Origin of the sequence: Rhodococcus wratislaviensis, from assembly GCF_900455735.1 — a bacterium.
GTDB lineage: Bacteria > Actinomycetota > Actinomycetes > Mycobacteriales > Mycobacteriaceae > Rhodococcus_F > Rhodococcus_F wratislaviensis.
In genome coordinates, this window is the sequence record NZ_UAUI01000013.1 from 1 (window position 1) to 24033 (window position 24033).

At 66.7% G+C, this 24033-nt stretch carries 18 protein-coding genes and 2 pseudogenes; 17 read left to right on the top strand and 3 right to left on the bottom strand.

Features of this window, described 5'->3' with window-relative positions; all coding sequences use genetic code 11:
* The first annotated feature begins 222 nt into the window (after positions 1 to 222).
* The 10 genes from DTA22_RS18715 to DTA22_RS18760 all read left to right on the top strand — a co-directional run bounded on the left by DTA22_RS18715 (position 223) and on the right by DTA22_RS18760 (position 10631).
* A complete protein-coding gene (locus DTA22_RS18715; RefSeq protein WP_112300533.1) occupies positions 223 to 1389 on the top strand; it encodes a thiolase family protein in 1167 nt (388 codons plus the stop codon).
* Positions 1390 to 1584: 195 nt separating this feature from the next.
* Positions 1585 to 2043, top strand: coding sequence for a MaoC family dehydratase N-terminal domain-containing protein (locus DTA22_RS18720; protein ID WP_112300534.1), 459 nt, complete (start codon positions 1585 to 1587; stop codon positions 2041 to 2043).
* 60 nt (positions 2044 to 2103) lie between these two features.
* The gene (locus DTA22_RS18725; protein WP_112300535.1) at positions 2104 to 2907 is read left to right on the top strand and encodes an SDR family NAD(P)-dependent oxidoreductase; all 804 of its coding nucleotides are present in this window, start codon (positions 2104 to 2106) and stop codon (positions 2905 to 2907) included.
* A gap of 35 nt (positions 2908 to 2942) precedes the next feature.
* Positions 2943 to 4088, top strand: a complete 1146-nt coding sequence (locus DTA22_RS18730; protein ID WP_112300536.1) for a CaiB/BaiF CoA transferase family protein — start codon at positions 2943 to 2945, stop codon at positions 4086 to 4088.
* Positions 4089 to 4115: 27 nt separating this feature from the next.
* The gene (locus DTA22_RS18735; protein WP_112300537.1) at positions 4116 to 4919 is read left to right on the top strand and encodes an SDR family NAD(P)-dependent oxidoreductase; all 804 of its coding nucleotides are present in this window, start codon (positions 4116 to 4118) and stop codon (positions 4917 to 4919) included.
* A 27-nt stretch (positions 4920 to 4946) separates the two neighbouring features.
* On the top strand, positions 4947 to 6134 hold the full coding sequence (locus DTA22_RS18740; protein ID WP_112300538.1) for a lipid-transfer protein: 1188 nt from the start codon (positions 4947 to 4949) through the stop codon (positions 6132 to 6134).
* A gap of 1 nt (position 6135) precedes the next feature.
* Positions 6136 to 6516 (top strand): MaoC/PaaZ C-terminal domain-containing protein, encoded by a 381-nt coding sequence (locus DTA22_RS18745; RefSeq protein WP_112300539.1) that lies wholly within the window; start codon positions 6136 to 6138, stop codon positions 6514 to 6516.
* Positions 6517 to 6529: 13 nt separating this feature from the next.
* Positions 6530 to 7687, top strand: a complete 1158-nt coding sequence (locus DTA22_RS18750; protein WP_112300540.1) for an acyl-CoA dehydrogenase family protein — start codon at positions 6530 to 6532, stop codon at positions 7685 to 7687.
* A 54-nt stretch (positions 7688 to 7741) separates the two neighbouring features.
* Positions 7742 to 8908: a thiolase family protein gene (locus tag DTA22_RS18755; RefSeq protein ID WP_112300541.1), complete on the top strand. Its 1167-nt coding sequence runs from the start codon at positions 7742 to 7744 to the stop codon at positions 8906 to 8908.
* A gap of 19 nt (positions 8909 to 8927) precedes the next feature.
* The gene (locus DTA22_RS18760; RefSeq protein ID WP_245973373.1) at positions 8928 to 10631 is read left to right on the top strand and encodes a class I adenylate-forming enzyme family protein; all 1704 of its coding nucleotides are present in this window, start codon (positions 8928 to 8930) and stop codon (positions 10629 to 10631) included.
* A gap of 70 nt (positions 10632 to 10701) precedes the next feature.
* On the opposite strand, the gene DTA22_RS18765 is transcribed toward DTA22_RS18760, so the two are convergent.
* The gene (locus tag DTA22_RS18765; RefSeq protein WP_112300542.1) at positions 10702 to 11850 is read right to left on the bottom strand and encodes a TetR/AcrR family transcriptional regulator; all 1149 of its coding nucleotides are present in this window, start codon (positions 11848 to 11850) and stop codon (positions 10702 to 10704) included.
* A 191-nt stretch (positions 11851 to 12041) separates the two neighbouring features.
* Here DTA22_RS18765 and DTA22_RS18770 point away from each other — a divergent pair, with 191 nt between their 5' ends.
* Complete coding sequence (locus DTA22_RS18770; RefSeq protein WP_112300543.1) at positions 12042 to 13199, top strand: acyl-CoA dehydrogenase family protein; 1158 nt, start codon at positions 12042 to 12044, stop codon at positions 13197 to 13199.
* 51 nt (positions 13200 to 13250) lie between these two features.
* On the opposite strand, the gene DTA22_RS18775 is transcribed toward DTA22_RS18770, so the two are convergent.
* Positions 13251 to 14330: a zinc-binding dehydrogenase gene (locus DTA22_RS18775; RefSeq protein WP_112300544.1), complete on the bottom strand. Its 1080-nt coding sequence runs from the start codon at positions 14328 to 14330 to the stop codon at positions 13251 to 13253.
* A gap of 16 nt (positions 14331 to 14346) precedes the next feature.
* Positions 14347 to 15795: an aldehyde dehydrogenase gene (locus DTA22_RS18780; RefSeq protein WP_112300588.1), complete on the bottom strand. Its 1449-nt coding sequence runs from the start codon at positions 15793 to 15795 to the stop codon at positions 14347 to 14349.
* A 182-nt stretch (positions 15796 to 15977) separates the two neighbouring features.
* On the opposite strand from DTA22_RS18780, the pseudogene DTA22_RS18785 reads away from it, so the two are divergent.
* The 6 genes and pseudogenes from DTA22_RS18785 to DTA22_RS18810 all read left to right on the top strand — a co-directional run.
* A pseudogene (locus tag DTA22_RS18785) lies at positions 15978 to 16450 on the top strand (TauD/TfdA dioxygenase family protein); the annotation flags it as partial.
* Between the two features lie 11 nt (positions 16451 to 16461).
* A pseudogene (locus tag DTA22_RS18790) lies at positions 16462 to 16548 on the top strand (YidH family protein); the annotation flags it as partial.
* Between the two features lie 118 nt (positions 16549 to 16666).
* Positions 16667 to 19030 (top strand): sulfatase-like hydrolase/transferase, encoded by a 2364-nt coding sequence (locus DTA22_RS18795; protein WP_112300545.1) that lies wholly within the window; start codon positions 16667 to 16669, stop codon positions 19028 to 19030.
* Positions 19031 to 19281: 251 nt separating this feature from the next.
* Entirely contained in the window at positions 19282 to 21834 is a 2553-nt protein-coding gene (locus DTA22_RS18800; RefSeq protein ID WP_112300546.1) for a LuxR C-terminal-related transcriptional regulator, read from the top strand.
* Between the two features lie 90 nt (positions 21835 to 21924).
* Entirely contained in the window at positions 21925 to 22173 is a 249-nt protein-coding gene (locus DTA22_RS18805) for a hypothetical protein (RefSeq protein ID WP_081792274.1), read from the top strand.
* A 52-nt stretch (positions 22174 to 22225) separates the two neighbouring features.
* Positions 22226 to 24028 carry a serine/threonine-protein kinase PknD gene (locus tag DTA22_RS18810; protein ID WP_112300547.1) on the top strand — a complete coding sequence of 601 codons (1803 nt, stop codon included), beginning with the start codon at positions 22226 to 22228 and terminating at the stop codon, positions 24026 to 24028.
* Positions 24029 to 24033: the final 5 nt, after the last annotated feature.

Here is a 24033-nt window from a genome sequence, read left to right on the forward strand (position 1 = left end):
AAGTCAATCATCGAATTGGCTATCTATCAAGCCTTATCTCGAAAAATGTGAATCTGCTATAACCTGAGAGCGGCCACTGATCCCCTGCCTCGCGACCAGGACCAGCCCTATCCCAGGGCAGGGAGCGAGACGAGGAGGACATCGGCAGATCTGTTATCGCATATTCACTTAAAGGGAGCGGTCGGCGGGAACGTCCGCGACCTGCCAACGAGGAGGAATCACATGTACGACGCTGTCATCGTCGACGCCGTCCGCACACCGGTCGGCCGACGGGGCGGAGCACTCGCCGGTATCCACCCCGTCGACCTGTCCGCGCACGTGCTTAGCGCCCTGAGCGATCGGAACGACCTGGATCCGACTTCCGTGGACGACGTGCTGTGGGGTTGCGTCAGCCAGGTCGGCGAACAGGCCGGCGGCGTCGGCCGGTTCGCGGTCCTTGCGGCCGGCTGGCCGGAGTCGGTGCCCGGTGTGTCGATCGAGCGTGCCTGCGGGTCGTCGCAACAGGCCCTCCACTTCGCCGCGGCGGGCGTGATCAGCGGTCAGTACGACATCGCCATCGCCGGGGGCGTCGAGAGCATGAGCCGCGTTCCGATGGGGTCGGCACGTAATGCCACGGGATGCGGCACACCGTTCGGCCCACTCGTCCGGGAGCGGTACGACCACGTCGAGTTCAACCAGGGCGTCGGCGCCGAGATGATCGCCGAGAAATTCGCCCTGAGCAGGTCGGGACTCGACCAGCATGCACTGGACTCGCACGCGCGTGCCGCGGCAGCCATCGACGAGGGGCGGTTCGTGGGGCAGATCGCCCCGGTCGAGGTGACCGGCCCGGACGGGGCGTCGTTCGTGTTCGACACCGACGAGGGCATCCGACGCACGTCGACGCTGGAACGCCTGAGCGCACTCCCCACCCCGTTCAAGGAGGACGGCCGGATCACGGCGGGCAATTCGTCGCAGATTTCGGACGGCGCCGCAGCACTGCTCGTGACCAGCAGCGAGGTTGCCGCGCGCCACGGATGGAACCCGCTGGCCCGCATCCACACGGTGGCTCTCGCCGGAGTCGATCCGGTGACCATGGCCACCGGCCCGATCCCGGCCACTGCCAAGGTCCTCGCGCGGGCCGGGCTGTCCCTCGATGACATCGGAGCATTCGAGATCAACGAGGCGTTCTCGTCGGTCACACTGGCCTGGCTGCAGGAGACCGGTGCCGACTACGCGAAGCTCAATCCGCTGGGCGGCGCGATGGCGATCGGCCACCCGCTCGGCGGCTCAGGCGCCCGGCTGGCGACCACACTGGTGCACCACATGCGCGACAGCAGAATTCGGTACGGCCTGCAGTCGATGTGCGAGGCGGGCGGCATGGCCAACGCGATGGTCCTCGAACTTCTCTGACCGAGAGACCGACGATTCCCGGCCTCGTGAAAATTCTCGATCACCTGGATACGACCCCAGATTTCCTTGACATATGCCTATATGTATCGCAAAGTGAATATGCGCTAACCAGTTGCTGGAGCTTGTTCCGAGTGGATTCGGCGCAGGACCCCCATCCTGGCGGCAGGCGCCGCCCCTCATACCCAAGGAGTTGCCGTGGCAAGTCTCGATCCCGGCGTCATCGGCACCCGGATTCCCGAGCACACCGTGGAGGTCGAGCGCGGGCGACTGTCCTTCTTCGCCCGCGCCACCGGGCAGGACGACCCGATCTACACCGACCCGGGCGCCGCGGCGGAGGCCGGCCACCGCGACCTGCCGGTGCCCCCCACCTTCCTGTTCTGCCTCGACATGGAGCGGCCGAGTCCGTCGACCTTCTACACGGACCTCGGCATCGACATCCGCACGATTCTGCACGGCGAGCAGTCGTTCACCTACCACGCCGCCGCGTACGCCGGTGACACCCTTCACTTCTCGACCGAAGTCACCAACTGCTACGCCAAGAAGGGCGGGGCGCTCCAGTTCCTCGTCCGCACCACCGAGGTCACCCGCCACGGCGAGCCGATCGCGCAGCTGCGATCGACCACCGTCATCCGCGACCCGAGAGCCTCCGCGTAGCGGTACGGCACCACGCCACAGAACATTTCATTCATCACGAACCTCGAGGAACAACACATCATGGGAACTCTGGACGGAAAAGTCGCCCTCGTCTCCGGCTCCGGCCGCGGCATCGGCCGGGAAATCGCACTCAAACTCGCCTCCGAGGGCGCCGCCGTCGTGGTCAACGACCTCGACCCCGAACCTGCCACCCAGACCGAGCAGGACATCAAGGCAGCAGGCGGGCAGGCCGTCGCCTGCGTCGGATCGGTGACGGAGGACGGATTCGCGGAACGGTTCGTGAACACCGCAATCGAATCATTCGGCGGCCTCGACATCATCGTCAACAACGCCGGCTACACCTGGGACACCGTCATCCAGAAGATGACCGACGAACAGTGGGACACGATCCTGGACGTCCATCTGAAGGCGCCGTTCCGGATCCTGCGCGCCGCCCAGCCGTACATCAAGGCCAACCCCACCGACTACCACCGCAAGGTCGTCAACGTCTCCTCGGCCGCGGGTGTCTTCGGCAATCCCGGACAGTCCAACTACGCCGCCGCGAAAGCGGGCGTCATCGGACTCACCAAGACCCTCGCCAAGGAGTGGGGCCGCTACAAGGTCAACGTCAACGCCGTCGCATTCGGTTTCATCCTCACCCGGATGACGGAGGCGGTGTCGGGCGACGACACGTTCGTCGAGATCGGCGGCCGCAAGATCAAGGCGGGTGTCAGTCAGGCGGTGATGGATCGGGTGAAGACGTCCAACCCGCTCGGCCGGCCGGGCACGCCCGCCGAAGCCGCCGGAGCGGTCTACGTGCTCTGCGCGCCCGAGACCGACTATGTCAGCGGCCAGTGCCTGAACGTCGACGCCGGTTCACGCTGAATCCGTACCGATCCCCCTGTCAAGGAGCGCTTCTGATGAGCACTGACGCCACGTCCGCCGCGAGCGGACCCCTCACCGGACTGCGGATCGTCGAGCTCGGCGGAATCGGGCCGGGCCCGTTCTGCGGGATGCTGCTCGCCGATCAGGGTGCGGACGTGATCCGGATCGACCGGCACACCGAGATCGGATCCCGATCCGGGCACCCTGTGCTGCATCGCAATCGGCGGTCCGTCGCCCTGAACCTGAAGGATCCGCGTGATGTCGAGACCGTGCTGAAGATCATCGACACCGCTGATGCGGTGATCGAAGGTTTCCGGCCGGGTGTCACCGAACGCCTGGGCCTCGGACCCGGCGTCTGCCTGGCCCGGAACCCCGAGCTGGTGTACGGCCGGATGACGGGCTGGGGTCAGGACGGGCCGCTGGCGCAGGAGCCGGGCCACGACATCAACTACATCGCCCTGACCGGCGCCCTCGGCGCAATGGGCTCGGAGGGTGACGTTCCCCCGGTGCCGTTGAACCTGGTCGGCGACATGGGCGGCGGCGGAATGCTTCTCGCACTGGGGATGACGACGGCGATGCTCCGGTCCCGGATCGACGGCCGCGGACAGGTGGTCGATGCGGCGATGACCGACGGCACAGCGGTGCAGCTGGCCCTGATCCACGGTTTGCTCGCCCGCGACCGGTGGGTGGACCGGCGGGCGTCGAACATGTTCGACGGCGCGGCGCCGTTCTATCGGACATACCGTTGCGCGGACGGACGATTCGTGGCCGTCGGCTGCGTCGAACCGCAGTTCTACGCCGCGATGCTCCGGGTGCTGGAGCTGGCCGACGACCTACATTTCGCCCGGCAACACGACCGCGACGCGTGGCCGACGATGGCCGAACGCCTTGCCCAGGTCTTCTCGACCCGGACCCGAACCGAGTGGGAGTCGAGGTTCGACGGCCAGGGCGCGTGTGTTTCACCCGTCCTGACCCTCACCGAAGCAGCCGAACACCCGCACAACGTGAGCCGCGGAACCTTCGGAACCTTCGGGGACGGTTCCGTTCAACCCTCCCCCGCACCCCGCTACCTGGGAACGCCCGCTTCGGCGCCCACACCCGCGCCGTACGTCGGCGCCCACACCCGCGAGGTCCTCGCCGAGATCGGCCTCGACGCCGGTCACGCGGCGGCCCTCGCCTGACGACTACACGAACAGGACGTACGACACATGGGAACTCTGGACGGAAAAGTCGCCCTCGTCTCCGGCTCCGGCCGCGGCATCGGCCGGGAAATCGCACTCAAACTCGCCTCCGAGGGCGCCGCCGTCGTGGTCAACGACCTCGACCCCGAACCTGCCACCCAGACCGAGCAGGACATCAAGGCAGCAGGCGGGCAGGCGGTGAGCTGCGTCGGATCGGTATCCGACGACGGATTCGCCGAGCGGTTCGTGAACACCGCCGTCGAATCGTTCGGCGGCCTCGACATCATCGTCAACAACGCCGGCTACACCTGGGACACCGTCATCCAGAAGATGACCGACGAACAGTGGGACACGATTCTCGACGTCAACCTCAAGGCGCCGTTCCGGATCCTGCGCGCCGCCCAGCCGTACATCAAGGCCAACCCCACCGACTACCACCGCAAGGTCGTCAACATCTCCTCGACGTCCGGCTTCTACGGCAATGCGGGACAGGCGAACTACGGTTCCGCGAAAGCGGGCGTCATCGGACTCACCAAGACCCTCGCCAAGGAGTGGGGCCGCTACAAGGTCAACGTCAACGCCGTCGCGTACGGGTTCATCGTCACCCGCATGACCGAGGTCACGGCCGAGACGAACACGACGCTGAACATCGACGGGCGCGACATCCGCGTCGGAGTCAACCCCGACCGCATGGCGGCGATGGCCACCACGATCCCGTTCGGCCGGGGCGGCACCCCGAAGGAGGCCGCGGGAGCGGTGTACCTCCTCTGCACACCCGAATCCGACTACGTCAACAGCCAGTGCCTGGTCGTCGACGCCGGCCGGGTCTGAGCGACAACCCGTGAAATTGGAGAAAGCATGAGCCGCAGGACGATCGTGGCCGGGGTTGGCATGATCCCGTTCACGAAACCCGGACAGAGCGACGACTACGACGTGATGGGCGCCGCGGCCGCGCACGCCGCCCTGCGGGATGCCGGAGTCGACTACGCGAGCGTGCAGCAGGCCTACGCCGGCTACGTGTACGGCGACTCCACGTGCGGGCAGCGCGCCCTGTACCGGCTCGGGCAGACCGGCATCCCGGTCGTCAACGTCAACAACAACTGCGCCACCGGGTCGACGGCGCTGTGGCTCGCCCGTCAGGCGGTCGAGAGCGGCGCGGCCGAGTGTGTGCTGGCGGTCGGCTTCGAGCAGATGCAGCCGGGCGCGCTGAAGGGCGCGTGGACCGACCGGCCGCGGCCGCTCGGCCGCTTCGACGAGGTGCTCGAGGACACGTTCGGCATCGACACCGACGTGCCCCGCGCGGCGCAGTACTTCGGCGCGGCGGGTCTGGAGTACATGGCCAAGTACGGCATGAAAGCGGAAACGTTCGCGAAGATCCAAGTGAAGGCCCGCCGGCATTCCGCGAACAACCCGTACTCGGTGTTCCGGACTCCGCTGACCGAAGAGGAAGTGCTCGCGGCACCGACTCTCTACGGACCCGTCACGCGATACCAGGCATGCCCTCCCACCTGCGGTGCGGCCGCAGCCGTCCTCTGCAGCGAAGAGTTCGCCCGTGCCCACGGCCTGCGCGCCGACGTGGCCATCGCGGCCCAGTCCATGACCTCCGACCTGCCCAGCACGTTCGACGACCGCAGCATGATCAAGGTCGTCGGCTCGGACGTCACGAGGACGGCAGCGCAGAACGTGTACGAGATGTCGGGCGTGGATCCGCACGACATCGCGGTCGTCGAACTCCACGACTGCTTCACCGTCAACGAGGTGCTCTGCTACGAGGCACTCGGGCTCGTCGAGGAGGGCGGCGCCGAGCAGTTCATCCTCGACGGCGACAACACCTACGGAGGCCGGGTGGTCGTCAACCCGTCGGGCGGACTGCTGTCCAAGGGGCACCCGCTGGGCGCCACCGGCCTCGCACAATGCACCGAACTCGTCTGGCAGTTGCGCGGCGAGTCCGGTCCCCGGCAGGTCGAGGGCGCCACCCTCGCACTTCAGCACAACCTGGGTCTCGGCGGCGCGGGCGTCGTCACCCTGTACGAGAAAGTCGGCTGAGATGAATTCCGGAGACACCCTCACCCTCGAGCTACCGAAGGTCACCCGCTCCACGCTCGCCCTGTACGCGGGCGCGTCGGGTGACCACAATCCGGTGCACATCGACATCGACGCGTGCACCGCCGTCGGAATTCCCGACGTGTTCGCCCACGGCATGCTGTCGATGGCGTACCTGGGCCGATTGCTGACGAACTACGTTGCACAGGAACGCATCCGTTCGTACAACGTCCGATTCTCGGCGATCACACCGGTCAACTCGACCCCGTCCTGCACCGGGACGGTGGTGAAGGTCGAGAACGGTCTCGCCCACCTCGATCTCACCGTGACCCTGCCGGACGGAACGGTCACCCTCCAAGGGTCCGCCGTCGTCACCGCGAACTGAAAGGACATCAGAGATGAAACGCACGGTCTACAACGACGAACACGAGGCGTTCCGGGACACCATCCGGACGTTCATCGCCAAGGAGATCACTCCGCACTACGCGGACTGGGAATCGGCGAACCGCGTTCCGCGTGAATTGTTCACCAAACTCGGCGACCTCGGCGCCACCGGATTCGGCATCCCGGAGGAATTCGGGGGCGCCGGCGACGCAAGCTTCAAGTTCCAAGCCATCATGCAGGAGGAAGCCGCCCGCGCTGCAGTCGGATTCGGCCACTACACCGTCAGCATCGGCATCGTGCTGCCGTATCTGCTCCGGTTGGCCGACGAGGTGCAGAAGAAGCGCTGGCTTCCCGGAGTGGCGTCCGGCGAGACCATGCTGTGCATCGCCATGACGGAGCCGGGTACCGGTTCCGACCTCGCCGGGATCAAGACCACCGCCAAGCTCTCCGAGGACGGCACGCATTACGTCCTCAACGGGGCCAAGACCTTCATCACCGGCGCGGTCAACTCGGAACTCTGTGTGGTCGTGGCCCGCACCTCGGCCCCCACGGCGGACGATCGCCGCTTCGGCTTGAGCCTGCTCGTCGTTCCGACCGACAGCCCCGGGTTCGAATACGGTCGCAAGCTGGAGAAGCTGGGCTTGCGCGCCAGCGACACCAGCGAGCTGTCCTTCACCGATGTGGTGGTTCCGGTGGAGAATCTGCTCGGCGAGCAGGATCGCGGTTTCTCCTATCTCGGGCAGAACCTGCCGCGCGAGCGCCTGTCCATCGGCGTCGGCGGAGTCTCGTCCGCTGCCGCCGCGGTCCGGTTCGCGAAGGACTACGTGACCGAGCGGAAGGTGTTCGGCAAGCCGGTCGCGAGCTTCCAGAACACCAAATTCGTTCTCGCCGAGTGCGCCACGGACGTCGAAGCCGCCCAGGTGCTCGTGGACCGAGGGCTCGAACTGGACGATTCCGGCGAGCTCACCGCTGCCGACGCCGCACGGATCAAGTTGTTCTGCACCGAAGTCGCGGCACGCGTCATCGACAAATGCCTGCAGCTGCACGGCGGCTACGGCTACATGCTCGAATACCCCATCGCCCGTCTGTACGCAGACACTCGCGTCAGCCGCATCTACGGCGGAACCAGCGAGGTCATGAAGACCATCATCGCCAAGGACATGGGCCTGTAGGGCCCGCACGTTCACCACCCCAATCCCTGATCCCCTAGTACACCTGGAGTTCCCATGCGCGACGCAGTCATTGTCGACGCCGTCCGGACCGCGGTCGGCAAACGGGGCGGCGCACTGTCCCGAATGCACGCGGCCTCGTTGTCCGCTCATGTGCTCGGCGCACTCGCCGACCGGGTCCGTCTCGATCCGGGCCTCGTCGACGACGTGGTCTGGGGCTGCGTCGGCACGCTCGGCATGCAGTCGGGCTGCATCGCCCGTTCCGCCGTGCTCGCCGCCGGCTGGCCCGAGCACGTTCCCGGCGTCACCGTCGACCGTCAGTGCGGGTCTTCGCAGCAGGCCGTGCATCAGGCCGCTGCGGGGGTGATCTCCGGGCAGTACGACGTTGCGGTCGCGGGTGGCGTCGAGATGATGAGCGCCGTTCCCCTCGGATCCGCCCGCGCTGCGGGCGATTTCGGGGAGCCCCACGGACCGCTCGTCTGGGACCGTTACAACGGGGTGCGGTTCAACCAGGGCATGGGCGCGCAGCTGATCGCCGACGAATACGGTCTCACTCGCACCGAGTTGGACCAGCATGCTCTCGATTCCCACGCCCGGGCCGCGGCCGCGATCGACGGGGGTCGCTTCAAGGACCAGATCACCGCGGTCGACGTCACCGACGCCGAGGGCAGGATGCACGTCTTCGACACCGACGAAGGCGTGCGGCGCGGCGGCACGCTCGAGACACTGGCGCGGCTGCGTCCGGCGTTCGACGAGGACGGCATCATCACCGCGGCGAATTCGTCCCAGATCTCCGACGGGTCCGCGGCCCTGCTGATCACCACCAGCGAGTTCGCCGAGGCACAGGGCTGGACCCCGATCGCCCGCATCCACACGGCGGTGGTCACCGGCACCGACCCCGTGACGATGCTGAAGGGTCCCATACCGGCAACCGCCAAGGCATTGGCGAAGTCCGGGCTGTCGGTCGACGACATCGGCGCGTTCGAGATCAACGAGGCGTTCGCCTCGGTGTCCCTGGCCTGGATGCGCGAGACCGGCGCCGACTACGAACGTCTGAACCCCAACGGCGGCGCGATGGCGTTGGGTCACCCCATCGGCGGTTCCGGCGCCCGGCTCATGACCACCCTGGTTCATCACATGCGCGACGAGGGCATCCGCTACGGGCTGCAGTCGATGTGCGAGGGCGGTGGCATGGCCAACGCGACGATCCTCGAATTGATTTGACATGAAGGACCTTCCACATATGAGTGACGTCCAGGTCCCCGATCTGACCGGTAGCTGGCCGACCGGTCTCCCCCGCAGTCTCGACTATCCGGAGTGCGGCGCCGACGCCATCCTGGCCGGGGCAGCACGCTCGTACCCGAACCGTGTCGCGCTGCGGGACGGCGACACCACCCTCACCTTCGCCGAATTGCACGATCGAGCACTGAGGGTGGCCGGGAGCCTCCGGATCCGCGGCATCGAACCCGGGGATGCGGTCGCACTCCATATGCCCAACTCCCTCTGGTACGTGGTGGCCTATTACGGCGCACTGTGTTCCGGAGCGGCGGTGGCACCGATCAATCCCGCGCAACCGGCCGCCGAACTGCGGCGTCAACTCGACGAGTGTGCCGCGAAAGTGGTGTTCACGCACCCGTCCTGCGCAGCCGCGGCGCTCGCCGCCCAGATGGAGTCGGAGTGCGAGCGGACCCTGGTCGTCATCCCTGCCACTGCGGCAGGCCCGGCCGGCAGCGAGGCGACCACCACCGGTCTGGTGCCTCTCGCCGAACTGCTGGATGCCGAACCGCTGACGAATTATCGCGTGGATCCGGATCTCGTCGCCCACCTCCAGCTGACCGGTGGTACCACCGGACGGTCGAAGGCGGTGCGCGTGCTGCACCGGAATCTGGTTGCGAACGTCGTGCAGACCACGAGCTGGCGGACCGGACACGCTGCCACGCTGGACGACGGTGCGATCACGTTGACACCGATCACCGGCGCGCAGACTCCGCACATGCTCGTGCCCGGTGCGAGCGTGTCGATCGCGGTGGCTCCGCTCTTCCACGGCCTCGGCCTGGTGAGCCACAATTTCGCGACTCTCATGGGGGGAACCGCGATCCTGTCGGGTCGCTTCGACCCGGACACCTTCCTCGACGACGTGGATCGCCACCGCGTCACCTACCTCGCCGGATCGCCGACGATGTACTACGCGATCCTGAGGGCGCGCACGCTCCGCGAGCACGACCTGACGTCGGTGCGGTACATCGGGTCCGGGGCCGCCCCGCTCGACACCACAGCCATCCGCACGCTGCGGGAGGTGTTTCCACGCGCGATGGTCACCGAGGGGTACGGCCTGAGCGAAGCGACGATGGCGGTGACGATGCACGCCGCCTCCCCGGCGGTGGACACTCCGCTCGGCAGCGTCGGCGTACCGATCTTCGACACCGAAATCGAGATCCGGGACGACGACGGGTCGACCGTGCTTCCGGTCGGCCGCGCAGGCCAGATCTGGGCTCGCGGCCCGCAGATCACCGACGGCTACCAGGGTGAACCCGAATTGACCGCACGGCAGTTCATCGGAGGCTGGTTGCACACCGGAGACATGGGCAGGATCGACGACTACGGCCATCTGTTCATCGTGGGACGCACGAAGGATCTGATCATCTACAAGGGATACAACGTCTATCCACAGCCGCTGGAGGAACTCGTTTGTACGCATCCGGCCGTGGCGCAGGCCGCGGTGGTCGGGGCTCCGAGCGAGACCGCGGGCGAGATTCCGGTGGCCTTCGTGGTGCTGCGCCCAGGGGTCCGCAGCAGTGCGGAGATCACCGACTCGATCATCGGGCACGTTGCGGCGGAAGTGGCCCCGTATCAGCGCGTCCGAGCGGTCCACGTGCTCGACGCACTCCCGGCCACCGCCACGGGCAAGATCCGGAAGGCGGACCTCCGGGAGAGCCTCGGAGCGTAGACGTTTCCGCACGACGGGCGAAGGGCGGCGGTTCCTCGGAACCGCCGCCTTCCTCGTTCGCGGGCTGCCGTCAGTTGCCCAGAAGGACCGCGGTACCGATCTCGGCCAGCCGTTCCGCAAGATCCGGACGACGCCGAAGCCTGCCGGTTCGAACCGCGTTCTCCACCACGGTCAGTGCGGCACTGACTGTAATCCTCGCCTCGGCCGGTGTGAGGCCGGGCTTCACCTCGTCCAGCACCTGCACCCACAGGCCGAGATATTCGCGCTGGCTCTGCTCGCACGTCTTGCGGAACTTGTCGGGGAGCTGGTCGAGTTCGCTGATCAACACCCCGAGGAGGTGGCGCTCGGTGATCGCGAAGTCGATGTGCGCCTTCAAGAGCCCGATGAGGGCCTCGTCCGGACTACCGGCCTCCGTCATCGCCTGCGCCGCCCCGAGCCGCCGTCGCTCCCCACCCCGGGACACGGCGGCGACGAGGAGGTCGACCTTGGCATCGAAGTGGTTGTAGACGTTCGGACCTGTCGTTCCGGCGGCCTCACCGATCTCCTCGGTGTTCACGGACTGGTATCCGCGCTCGTCGAAGAGCCGGATCGCCTCGATCAGGAGCAGTTCACGACGCGGAAGAGTCACCGAGACTGGCCTGCCCTGCGGCTGGTCCCGCGACTCCGAGACGCCCACACGGGCCAGTACGACCCTCTCGGCGAGGGCGTACAGCAGCGCCTCCATCTGTCGTCTCCCGAGGGCAACGCGGTGCCCCGAGATACTGCCGAAGACCGCGATCACGCTCCACCCGAGGAGGTACTCGTCGCCGTCGTGCAGTTCGGGACGCTCGGCGCGAATCAGCGCGGCCACCCGGGCGGCGACGTCTTTGACCTGCGCCCGCATGAGCTCGCGCTGCTGCGCCGGAAGGTGCCTGGCCTCGCGCTGCCACAGCAGGAACAGTCCGCGTCGCCGCGACACCGACGAGGACAGATTGGTCAGCAGCGCCTTCAGGTCTGCGGATTCCGACACCGTGGCGAACAGTGAGTCGAGGCCGGCCTGGACCGCGCTGTGAAGCAGATCCGGCTTGTTGCGGAAGTGCCGGTAGAGAGCGGGAGCGGTGATCCCGACCTCGGCGGCGACGTCGGCGACGGACACGTTGTGATAGCCGCGTTCCCGGAACAGGTCGCCGGCCGCGGCGAGAATCTGCTGCTTGCGGTCGTGGGGTCTGCGTACGACCATGCTGGCATCCTCCGTGTCCCTGCGGAATCCCCTCGCCCGGTGCCGATTTGCAACGATATGAGGTAAGATTCACTTATTCGCGAAAAGAGCGTGCTCTATCGCAATTCTTCCCGATCATCTGGTTAGGGAATCTTACCCCACGTACTGTCCGGCCCTCTCTCGCCGGAGTACTGACCGAAGGGACACCGACCGTGAAGCGAACCGTGTTCGACGAAGATCACGAAACCTTCCGCAAGACTATCCGCGAGTTCATCGCCAAGGAGGTCGCGCCGTCGTATGCCGGATGGGAAAGCGAGGGCCAGGTGCCTCGTGCGCTCTACCGGCGGCTCGGTGAACTCGGAGTGTTCGGTATCGAGATCCCCGAGCAGTACGGCGGGGCCGGGGAGACCAGCTTCAAATACCAGGCAGTGATCCGCGAGGAAGCGGCACGCGCAGGCGTCAGCTTCGGCGCCGACGTGGTGCACACCTGTCTCGTGCAGCCCTACCTGCTGGAATACGGCACCGAGGAGCAGAAGCAGCGATGGCTGCCCCGGTTCGTCTCCGGCGAGATGATGACGGCCATCGCGATGACCGAGCCCGGCGCCGGTTCCGATCTGGCAGGAATCAAGACGACCGCCGCACTGTCCGAAGACGGCACGCACTACGTGCTGAACGGCGCGAAAACCTTCATCACCGGTGGCGCACAGGCGGATCTGATCCTGGTGGTGTGCCGCACCTCCCCGCCCGACCCCGGCAACCGCAGAGGTGGTCTGTCGATCCTGTGCGTCGACACCGCATCGGAGGGCTTCGGTGTCGGACGCAAGCTGGAGAAGATCGGCCTGCGCGCTCAGGACACCGCCGAGCTGTCGTTCACCGACGTGGTGGTCCCCGTCGAGAATCTCCTCGGTGAGGAGGGCGCCGGATTCTCCTATCTGACTCGCAACCTGGTGCGGGAGCGCCTCGGAGCAGCGGTGGGTGCTTACGCGAACGCGAGCGCCGCGATCGAGTTCGCCAAGGCCTACGTGCTCGAACGGCAGGTCTTCGGCACGCCGGTGGCGGCGTTCCAGAACACGAAGTTCGTTCTCGCCGAATGTGCGACGGAGGTGCAAGCCGCTCAGAGCATGGTCGACCGCGCACTGGACCTCGACGAGATCGGCGAGTTGACCGTCGCCGACGCGGCGAAGATCAAGCTGTTCTGCACCGAGGTCGCCGGGCGCGTCATCGACAAGTGCCTGCAACTGCACGGCGGTTACGGCTACATGCGTGAGTACCCGATCGCCCGGCTGTACGCCGATACCCGCGTCAACCGGATCTACGCCGGTTCCAGCGAGGTCATGAAGACCATCATCGCGAAGGACCTCGGCGTGTAGCGAGACGACAGCAGGCCCCGCACCTCCGGGTGCGGGGCCTGCTGTCACGTCCTAGAGGATGTCGATCACGGTGCGCAACGCTTCACCGGTCCTCATCTGGCGGATGGCCTCGTTGATCCCGGACAGCGGAACGTGGTGAGTAATCATGGACTGCAGATCGATTCGGCCCGCCCGCCACAGTTCGACGACCTTGGCGTAGGTGCGCCGGACGTCGTCACCGCCGAAGAACGACGGCAGCAACTTCTTCTCGTCCAGTACGAGTTCACCCATGGTGAGGCCGAGAGGCTCGGTCCGGGAGCCGGCGCCGACGAGGCAGACCGTTCCACCCCGGCGCGTGCAATCGTAGGCCGCGCGCAGCGTGCCCGGCGTGCCCACCGCCTCGAAGGCGTAGTCGACGCCGGCACCACCACTGAGCCGTTTCACGGTGTCCTGCAGTTCTTCCGGGGAAACCGCAGTCGTCGCGCCGAACTTCAGGGCCCAATCGCGCCGGTTGGAGGTGGGGTCGACCGCGACGATCTGAGCGGCACCGGCGACGCGGGCGCCCTGCAGAATACTGATCCCGACACCACCGAGACCGATCACGACCACCGACGAACCCGGCTCCACGCGGGCAGTGTTGAGCGCGGCACCGATCCCCGTGGTGACGCCGCACCCGATGAGCGCAGCGATCTCGTAAGGGACGTCGTCCGGGATCGTGATCGCGGCCGCGGCGGAGACGACGACCTCTTCGGCGAACGTCCCCTCGCCCATCATCCCCGGCAGCGCGATCCCGTCCATCTCGAAATTGGGTGTCGCGAGATTCTTGTATCCACTGAGGCACAGATGTGCCGCGCCCGACGTACAGGACGGGCAGCGGTCGCACGGCGGCATCCAGCAGATGACGACCCGGTCACCCACCGCCAGGTCGGCGACGCCGTCACCGACCTCGACAACTTCTCCGGCACCCTCGTGACCGGGGACGAACGGAGCCTTGTGCGGGAGTACACCACTCATCGCGGACAGGTCCGAATGGCACAGACCCGCCTTGTGCAGACGGACGCGGACCCGTCCGGGTCCGAACGACGTCGCGGTGATCGAGCGCGTGACGTCCAACTGCTCGTCCCCCGTCCGGTGCAGAACTGCGGCTTGCACTGATTTTCTCCTTCGACTATTGAGCGGGCAGGAAGATGGACTTGGTCTCCAGGTACGCGGCCAGCCCTTCGGGTCCGAACTCGCGGCCGAGGCCGGAGTTCTTGTAGCCGCCGAACGGTCCGGCGACGTCGAAGCGCTGGCAGTTCACCGAGAACGTGCCGGTCCGGACGCGGCGGGCGACGTCGAGGCCGTGCTGCACGTCGCCGGCCCACACCGCGCCCGAGAGCCCGAGGTCGGAGTCGTTGGTGATGCGGACGGCGTCGTCCTCGTCGTCGAACGGGATCAGGCAGACGACCGGCCCGAAGATCTCCTCCCGCGCGACGCGCATGGAGTTGTCGACGTTGCCGAGCAGAGTGGGCTCGACGTACCAGCCCGAGGACAGGCCGGCGGGCACACCGCCGCCGGTGAGGATTTTCGCGCCCTCCTCCTGGCCGAGACGGATGTAGTCGAGGTTCCGCTGCCGCTGTCGTGCGCTCACCATCGGCCCGATGACGGTGGCGGGATCGGACGGGTCACCGACTCTCAGCGCCGCGATCGCGGCGGCCAGTGTGTCGGCAACCTCGTCGTATCGCGCTGCGGGAACCAGGATGCGGGTGAGGGCGACGCACGCCTGGCCGCTGTTGACGAAGGCGCCGGCGACCACGCGCGGGATCGCCGTGTCGAGGTCGGCGTCCTCGAGGAGAATTGCGGCGGATTTGCCTCCGAGTTCGAGCGTCACGCGGGTGAGGTTCTCGGCAGCGGCAGCCATGATCTGCTTTCCCGCCAGGACCGATCCCGTGAAGGCCACCTTGTCGACCTCGGGATGCGCGACGAGATGACCGCTCACGTCTCGATCGGCGGGCAGCACACTCAGCACCCCGCGGGGAAGGCCTGCCTCCGTGCAGACCTCGGCGAGAAGGTTCGCGTCCAGTGGCGTCTCGGGTGCGGGCTTGAGGACGACCGTGCACCCCGCGAGGAGCGCGGGGGCCAGCTTGGCGGCGATCACGAGTTGAGGGACATTCCACGGAACGACCGCGGCGACCACCCCCACCGGTTCGTGACGCACCACCATCGGGCCCGTCACGCCCCGTCGCTCCTGTTCCCACCCGAATTCCGTGGCAGCAGTGCAGGCCGAACCGTACGCGGCGACGGCGCCGAGCACCTGGGTCCGCACGGCGGAGCTCATCGGGGCTCCGTTCTGGCGGGAGATCAGTTCGGCGAAGTCGCCGGCCCGGGCGGCGATCCCCTCCTTGATCCGGGTCACGACCCCGATCCGCTCGGCCAGCGGCATCAGCGGCCAGGGCCCGGTGTCGAAAGCAGCACGAGCAGCGGCGACCGCGCGGTCGACATCCTCGACCGTGGCGGCGGGCACCCGCCCGACGCGTTCCTCGCTGTGGGGCGAGATCACGTCGAGAGTTCCTGTCCCGGTCGGCGTCACCCAGTCACCACCGATGAAGAGCTTTCGGTACTCGACGACATCGTTCATGAGCGTGCATTCCTCCAGGGTGACGGTCGGAGACCGGTCGGCACGGGCCACGCGCCGGTGCGGTCCGGTGAATTCGTGGATCTACATCGTTTTCCACGAGATAACCAAATACTAGGCGATTTGATCAACTAAGTGAATAGTCAATAATGCTTGACCGGTTTTGTTGTCCGAGCCTGGTCTGCAGTCCGGTGACCCCGACGATCGGCGCCGGGGTGTCCGGGATCCGGCTGACCGGTGGCCTGCCCGACGAGACGATGTCGGAACTGCGTCGCGCACTCCTCGAATGGAAGGTCCTGTTCTTCCGGACATGCCGCCGGAGACCGTGGAGAGGCTGCGCCCCCAGTTCCCCACCGTCCAGCATCCGGTGGTCCGCGTGATACCCGAGACGGGGCGCCGCGTCCTCTTCGTGAACCTGAGCTTCACGCAACGCATCGTCGGGATGTCCCCGACCGAATCCGACGAATTGCTGCGCATGCTCTACCGGCACGTCCACCGTCCCGAATTCCAGGTGCGCCTGCGATGGCAGCCGAACACGGTGGCGTTCTGGGACAACCGCGCCTGCCAGCACTACGCGGCGAGTGACTACTTTCCGGCGCGGCGGGTGATGGAGCGGATCTCGATCGTCGGCGACCGTCCGGTCGGAGTGTCCTCCTGACACCGGAAGTCGACACGGAACCGGACTACCGGTTCACTCTCGCGAACGAACGGACCTTCCTCGCCTGGGTCCGCACTGCACTCGGACTGCTGGCCGGGATCACCCTCCGTGGGTGATCCCGCCGACAGCAGCGCGCGGTTAGCGTCGCCGAGAGCCGCATCCGAATTTCGGGGGCGGGCACCGACCACCGCCCTCAGCAGTCGCAGAGAGGTAGCCATGGCAGCCGATTCGACGGACATCCAACGCGGAACCCTTCCGATTCCCGACCTCGAGTACACGGGAACCGTCACCTACGACGCGTCGGATCCGGACACGAGCTATCCACCGATTCGCCGCCTGCTCCCACCCGACGGCTCCCCGAACGTGCTGGTCATCCTCGTCGACGACACCGGCTTCGGCGCGTCCAGCTCGTTCGGCGGTCCGGTGGAGACACCGAACTTCGAACGCGTCGCCGCCCAGGGGCTCAAGTACACCCGTTTCCACACGACGGCACTGTGCTCACCGACGCGTGCCGCTCTGCTGTCCGGCCGCAACCACCACACGGTCGGGATGGGTGGCATCACCGAGATTGCGACGAGCGCACCCGGTTACAGCTCGCTGAGGCCCAACAACTGCGCCCCGCTCGCCGAGATACTCAAGCTCAACGGTTACAGCACGGCGCAGTTCGGGAAGTGCCACGAGGTCCCCGTCTGGGAGTCCTCACCGGTCGGTCCCTTCGACCACTGGCCACACCCGGGCGGGGGCTTCGAGTACTTCTACGGGTTCATCGGCGGGGAGACCAACCAGTGGTACCCGGCAATCTACGAGAACACCTCCCCGCTCGAGCCCTGGGGCACTCCCGACGAGGGGTACCACTTCATGGCGGACATGGCGGACAAGGCGATCGCCTGGACCAAGCAGCAGAAGGCACTCGCGCCCGACAAGCCGTTCTTCACCTATTTCGCGCCCGGCGCCACCCACGCCCCACACCACGTGCCGAAGGAATGGGCGGACAAGTACCGGGGCAAGTTCGATCAGGGCTGGGACAAGCTCCGCGAAGAGACGTTCGCCCGGCAGAAGGAACTCGGGGTGGTCCCTCGCGAGGCCACCCTCACCGCTCGAAGCCCGGGCATCCCCGCGTGGGAGGAGATGAGCGAGAAACTCCGTCCGGCACTCGCCCGCCAGATGGAGGTCTATGCCGGATTCCTCGCCTACACCGACCACCACGTCGGACGGGTGCTGGATTCTCTCGACGATCTCGGAGTCCTCGACGACACCCTCGTGTACATCATCATCGGCGACAACGGGGCGTCCGCCGAAGGAACGACGAAGGGAACCACCAACGAGAGTTTCATCATCAACCACATGGATCACCTCGAAACCGAGGACTACATGATCGAGCACATCGACGACCTCGGCACTCCCGACTCCTACAACCACTACGCCATCGGCTGGGCACACGCGATGGACACCCCGTACCAGTGGACCAAGCAGGTGGCCTCGCATTGGGGCGGCACCCGCAACGGGACGATCGTGAGCTGGCCGAACGGCATCGCGGCACGCGGCGAGATTCGCGACCAATTCGCGCACGTCATCGATGTCGCACCCACGGTGCTCGCGGCCGCGGGCATTCCCGAACCGAGCACGGTGCACGGTGTCACGCAGCGCCCGTTCGAGGGCACGGCGATGAACTACTCCTTCGACGACGGTGACGCACCGGAACAGCACGAAACGCAGTACTTCGAGATGCTCGGCAACCGCGCGATCTTCCACAAGGGCTGGACCGCCGTCGCCAAACACAAGGACCCGTGGCTCTCCTCGTCGCACGGCCTCGACGCCGACGTATGGGAGCTCTACAACGTGGAAGAGGACTGGACGCAGTCGCACGACCTCGCGGGCGAGCACCCGGACAAGCTGGCCGAGCTGCAGCGGCTGTTCCTCATCCAGGCGGCGCGATTCAAGGTGCTGCCCATGGATACGCGGTCGGCCGAGCGGTTCAACAACGAACTGGTCGGCAGACCCACATTGATCCAGGGGACCTCGCAGGTGTTCTACCCGGGGATGAAGCGGCTCAGTGAGAACTCGGTCATCAACGTCAAGAACAAGTCGCACTCGGTCACCGCGAAAGTAACCATCCCGGAATCGGGCGCGAACGGGGTCATTCTCGTCCAGGGCGGGGCGTTCGGCGGCTGGAGTGTGTATACGAGGGACGGATACCTGAAATACACCTACAACGTCCTCGGGATGAACGAGTACACCACCACCTCCGACCAGCCGTTATCCCCCGGAGAGCACGAAGTGCGCATGGAGTTCGAGTACGAAGGCGGCGGCCTCGGTAAAGGCGGCACCGTCACCCTCTCCGCGGACGGACACCCCATCGGCACGGGGAAGGTGGAACGGACACTTCCCTTCATGTTCTCGATGGACGAAACGGTGGACGTCGGAATCGATGTCGCCTCCCCCGTCTCCCGCGAGTACGGGCCGACCGGAAATGGTTTCACCGGAGACATTGCGTGGGCGCGTATCGATATCGGGGAGGACGACCACAGTCACCTGGCCGATCCCGAGCACAGGATGACGATCGCGATGACGAAGCAGTAGTCCGAACGACATCACGAAAGCGTGGCATTCCCTGCGGTAAACACGTTCACCCACACAAGACAACGCATTCTCGCTAAAATCGTCGCACCGGCCCACCGCGTCGGAGATTGGCGTTTGTCGAAGATCGTTTCTCGGTGCAGCGAGAATTGGGGGTCGGCGTGACGGCAGTACCTCTCGGGGAATTTCATCTGAGCACTCGAATACCTACGAGTGCAGGGGGTCGGACGGTTACCCGGACCCGCCTGCACGCCATGCTCACCGAGGCGCTCACCGACGACGCCCACCCCTTCCCGGTGGCGCTCGTCTGTGCACCGGCCGGCTCGGGTAAGACGCGGGCCGTGGCCGACTGGGCACGGGAGACACTCGCCGCCGGCGACGCTCCGACCATTGCGTGGCTCACCATCGAGGAGCGGCACAACGACCTCGACGTCGTCCACCGGGCGATCCTCCGCTCACTCACCGACACCGGAAACCCTCGCCTGCAGAAGGCATGCGCCGGGCTCGATTCCGAGTCACCGGATCTCGGCGCGCACTTGTCGGCCGCGTTGCACGAACTCGGCGAGAACATCTGGATGATCATCGACGACGGCCACCTCCTCCGCGACACCGACGTACTCACCGACCTCGAGTCGTTCATGCGCTGGCAACCTCCGATGCTGCGAACGGTCATCGTCGGGCGGTTCGAGCCGCCCCTCGCTTTGCAGCGACTTCGCCTGGACGGCAAGCTGTTCACCCTTACGGCAAAGAATCTCGCCTTCACCTCCGACGAGGCCGCCGAGATGCTCGACGAGCACGACGTCGCGCTGAGTCCGGGCGATCTCGACGCCCTGATGGATCGGACGGAGGGCTGGGCGGCCGGAATTCGCTTGGCAGGAATGTCTTTGGAAGGACACCCGGATCCGAGCCGATTGATCGCGGAGTTCACGGGCGACCGCCGGGCCGTCGCCGACTATCTCATCGAGGAGGTCCTCGCCGGCCAGACCGACGAGATGCGCGAGTTCCTCCTGCGCACGTCCGTACCTGTCTCGTTCACGGTCGAACTCGCGGAGAAGCTCACGGGCTGCGCGGATGCGCACGGCAACATCGACTGGCTCGAGCACCACAATTTCCTGATCAGCCGAATCGCCGACAGCCCCACGCACTATCGCTACCATCCGCTGCTGCGGAGTTATCTGCGGGCGGAGATCAGCCGGATCGGCCACGTCGAAGTCGAGAATCTCGAATTGACGGCCGCCCACTGGCACGACGAATTCGGCGACGCACTGCTCGCACTCGAACACGCGGTGAACTCCGGTGATCACGACGAGATCGTGGCGCTGCTCGCCCGGACGTCGCTGGCCCTGATCGTCGGAGGTCATGGGGAGGCCGTCGACCGGCTCCTCGCGCGGGCACCCCGATCTTCGCAGGACCACCCGTCGGCGCGGCTCATCCGCGCCGCCGCGGCACTCGCTTCGGGCAACATTCCGGTGGCCACGTCCACCCTCGAGCTTCTCGACCGCAGGCGGTCGGGGTTGCTGGTGGACGGCGCCGCCGAGTCCCGATTACATCTGCTGCTCCGCGAATCGCTCCGCGTGCAGACCGCGATCGGCACCGGCGACATCGAGACCGCCCTGAACAGGTTGCGCGGCGTGGGTGTCGGGACGAGCGGCGATCCCGACCTCGATGCATTCGTCCTGCTGCAGGAAGGGCGCGCGTTGCTGTTCCTCGGGCGGACCGACGAGTCGGAGGTCGTGCTCGGGAAGTCGCTGGCCCACGCGCGACTCGGCGATGCGCCGCTGGGCGTCATGTACTGCCTGGGAACCCTCGGCACCGTCGCGATGTCGCGGGGCGACGTGGTACGGGCGTCCGCGCTGGCCGACGAGGCACTCACGATCGGCCGGACGCATTCGGCAACGAGCGATCCCGCATTCCAGTCGACGAAGCTCATCGACTCCTGGTGCCGCTATGTCCGGATGGACCCCGATGCCGCCCGCGCCGCCGCCGAATCCGCGGAGGCGCTGCGTCGCGCGAACACCGGGACCGCGGGGTTCGCCGACGGCGCCGCCACCCTGTTCGGTCTCGACGAGTCCGGACACCGGCACAGTTCGGTGACGACGCTGCACGCGGAGAGCCCCGTGTCGTCCTCGTTGCCGGTACCGCCCGGGGTCCGGGCGGTGTTGCTGCCTGCCATCCAGTACGCGTATCTCGCTGCCGGCGAGATCGGGTGGGCGCACGAATTGGCGACCGAAACGCATGCCCTCCTCGGGCCCACCGGCGACACAGCCGTCGTCGAGGCGATCGTCCATCTGCATCTCCACCGCCTCGACTTGGCCCGTAAGACAATCCAACCCGTCCTCGACGGTGAACTGGACTGTGCGGCGGGAACCAACCTGATCGCGGCGTGGCTCGTCGACGCATCGATCGCGCTTGCCCGCAAACATGATTCACGTGCCCACAGCGCTCTCACCGAGGCCTTGCGTCTCGCGGAGCCGCAGTCGGTGGTGCGCCCGTTCCACGACTGCGGACCCCAGATCCGAGAACTCCTCGTGCGGAGCACCGGCCGGTTCGGTGTCCTCGAAGCATTCGCAGAGCGGCTCCGGGCGTCGTTCCCGCGGTCGGAGAGCGCTGCGTCCGACATGTTGACTCCCCGCGAACTGGAACTCCTCGTGGAGCTTCCGTCGTGGCGCACCGCCGAGCAGATCGCGGCAGATCTGTGCGTGTCGGTGAACACCGTGAAGACCCATCTGCGCGGGATCTACCGCAAACTCGGCGTCACCTCCCGCCGCGACGCCATCGCCGCCGCACAACACAACGGCTTGCTCTGAGCCGGTTCACCACTTGCGGGTGAGGCGCGTCGCCGTTCCGTCGGTCACCCTGAAATCTACGGCTGACCGAGTTCTGGAACGACGATGCGAATGAAGGAGCCCGCCGTGGTGCGTCCTGAATCGAACTGGCCCGGCAAGGTCAGGTATGCGTTCCTGATCAGCGGCGCCCTGTCCGATCGGGTGCTGGCCGCGTTCCCCGAGTTGGACGTCTCGGACGTCACTACCGGTGACACCACGCTCTACGGCCCGGTCGACAGCCCGACGGAACTCCGGGGCATGCTGGCGCGCTTCGACGCGCTGGGACTGACCGTCATCGAGATGCGGCGGCTACCGGACTGACCCGGCGTCGGGGTTCAATGGTTGGAGGGTCCCGGGAGGCGGTGAAGCCGATGTGAGCGGCGAGTTCGAACCGGGCACGGTGTTTGCCGGCTACGTGATCGAGCGGGTTCTGGGACGAGGCGGCATGGGCACCGTCTACCTCGCCCAGCATCCCAACCTGCCGCGCAAGATCGCCCTCAAACTGCTCGACACGTCATGGACGAACGACGACTACGTCCGGTCACGTTTCGAGTCGGAGGCAGACCACGCCGCACATCTCGACCATCCCAACATCGTCACCGTCCACGACCGCGGCCGCGAAGGCGGCAGGTTGTGGATCGCGATGCAGTACGTTCCCGGCACCGACGCCAGGAAAGCACTCGGCTCCGGTGCCCTCGATGTCGAGCGCGCCGTGCACATCGTCAGCGAGACGGGGAAGGCGCTCGACCACGCCCACCAGGCCGGGATCTTGCACCGTGACGTGAAGCCGGCGAATATACTGCTCGCGCCGGGCGACCCCGAACGGGTGCTGCTCACCGATTTCGGCACCGCCAAGGCCCTGGACGAAACGCATCAGCTGACCCGCACCGGGATGTTGGTGGCGACCCTGCACTACGCCGCGCCCGAGCAGATCGAGGGCGAGAAACTCGACCACCGCGTCGACATCTACGCGTTGGGCTGCACCTTCTTCCACCTGCTCACCAACGAACCGCCGTATCCCGGTAACACCGCCTCCTCGGTGATGCACGGACATCTGAACGGGCCGATTCCCCGACCGAGCGTGGTGCGCCCCGGGCTGCCCGCCGGTGTCGATGCGGTCGTCGCGCGCGCCATGGCCAAGGACCGCGACGAGCGCTACTCGACGTGTCGTGAGTTCAGCGATGCCGTCCGCGCGATCGGGTGGACCGATCCCGGACCGGTCACCCGGCCTGCTGACCTGGTCGATCCCGCCGCAACCACCCGGACGAGCAGTCCGGCCGTGACCCGCCCCGACACCGATCAGGGTGCCGAGCCGACGAAACCGACAACGGTCGCGGGGCGGCGGAAGCGCTGGCTGCTCGCCGCGCTGCTGGCGGGCGTCCTCGTGGTCGCCGGTGTCGCTTATATCGCCTGGCCGGGTGCGGAGTCGGCGAGCGCGCAGGTCGTGCTCCCGCTGACCGGTCTCCAGGGTCCGGCCGGGCTCGCGGTCTCGGGGACCGGGGACCTGTACATCGCGGACAGCGCGGCCAAACAGGTTCTGAGAGTGAGCGCCGGGACGTACGAGCAGACCGTCCTTCCCTTCACCGGCCTCGAGGTTCCCCAGGGAGTCGCGGTCAGTGCGTCCGGCGACGTGTACGTCTCCGATCTCGTGACCAACACCGTGACAATGCTGCACGGCGGCACCCAGGTGCCGATGCCGTTCGACGGTCTCGACCAGCCGTTCGGAATCGCGCTCGGACCGGACGCCACGCTGTATGTCGCCGATACGCTGAACAACCGGGTGATGGCCCTCCACGACGTCACCGCGGCTCCCGTCGCGGTGCCGCTCACGGTGATCGGCCCGTTCGCCGTCGCCGTCAGTGAACACGGGGATCTCTACGTCGGCACGCCCAACAAGGTGCTCGCGTGGAACGCCGCCACCCATGCCCAGAGCTTCCTGCCCTTCACCGACGTCCAGAGCGTCGGTGGTGTCGCGGTCGACGACGAGGGAACCGTGTACGCCATCGATCAGAACCACAATCGCATTCTGCGGCTGGCCGCCGGTTCGGACGAGCAGGAGGTTCTCCCGTTCTCCGGGCTGGACCAGCCGGAGGGTATCGCCGTGTCCGGCAGAGGCGACGTCTACGTCGCGGACACCGACAACAGCAGAGTGATCATGCTCCCGGCGGGAAGCTGACCGCT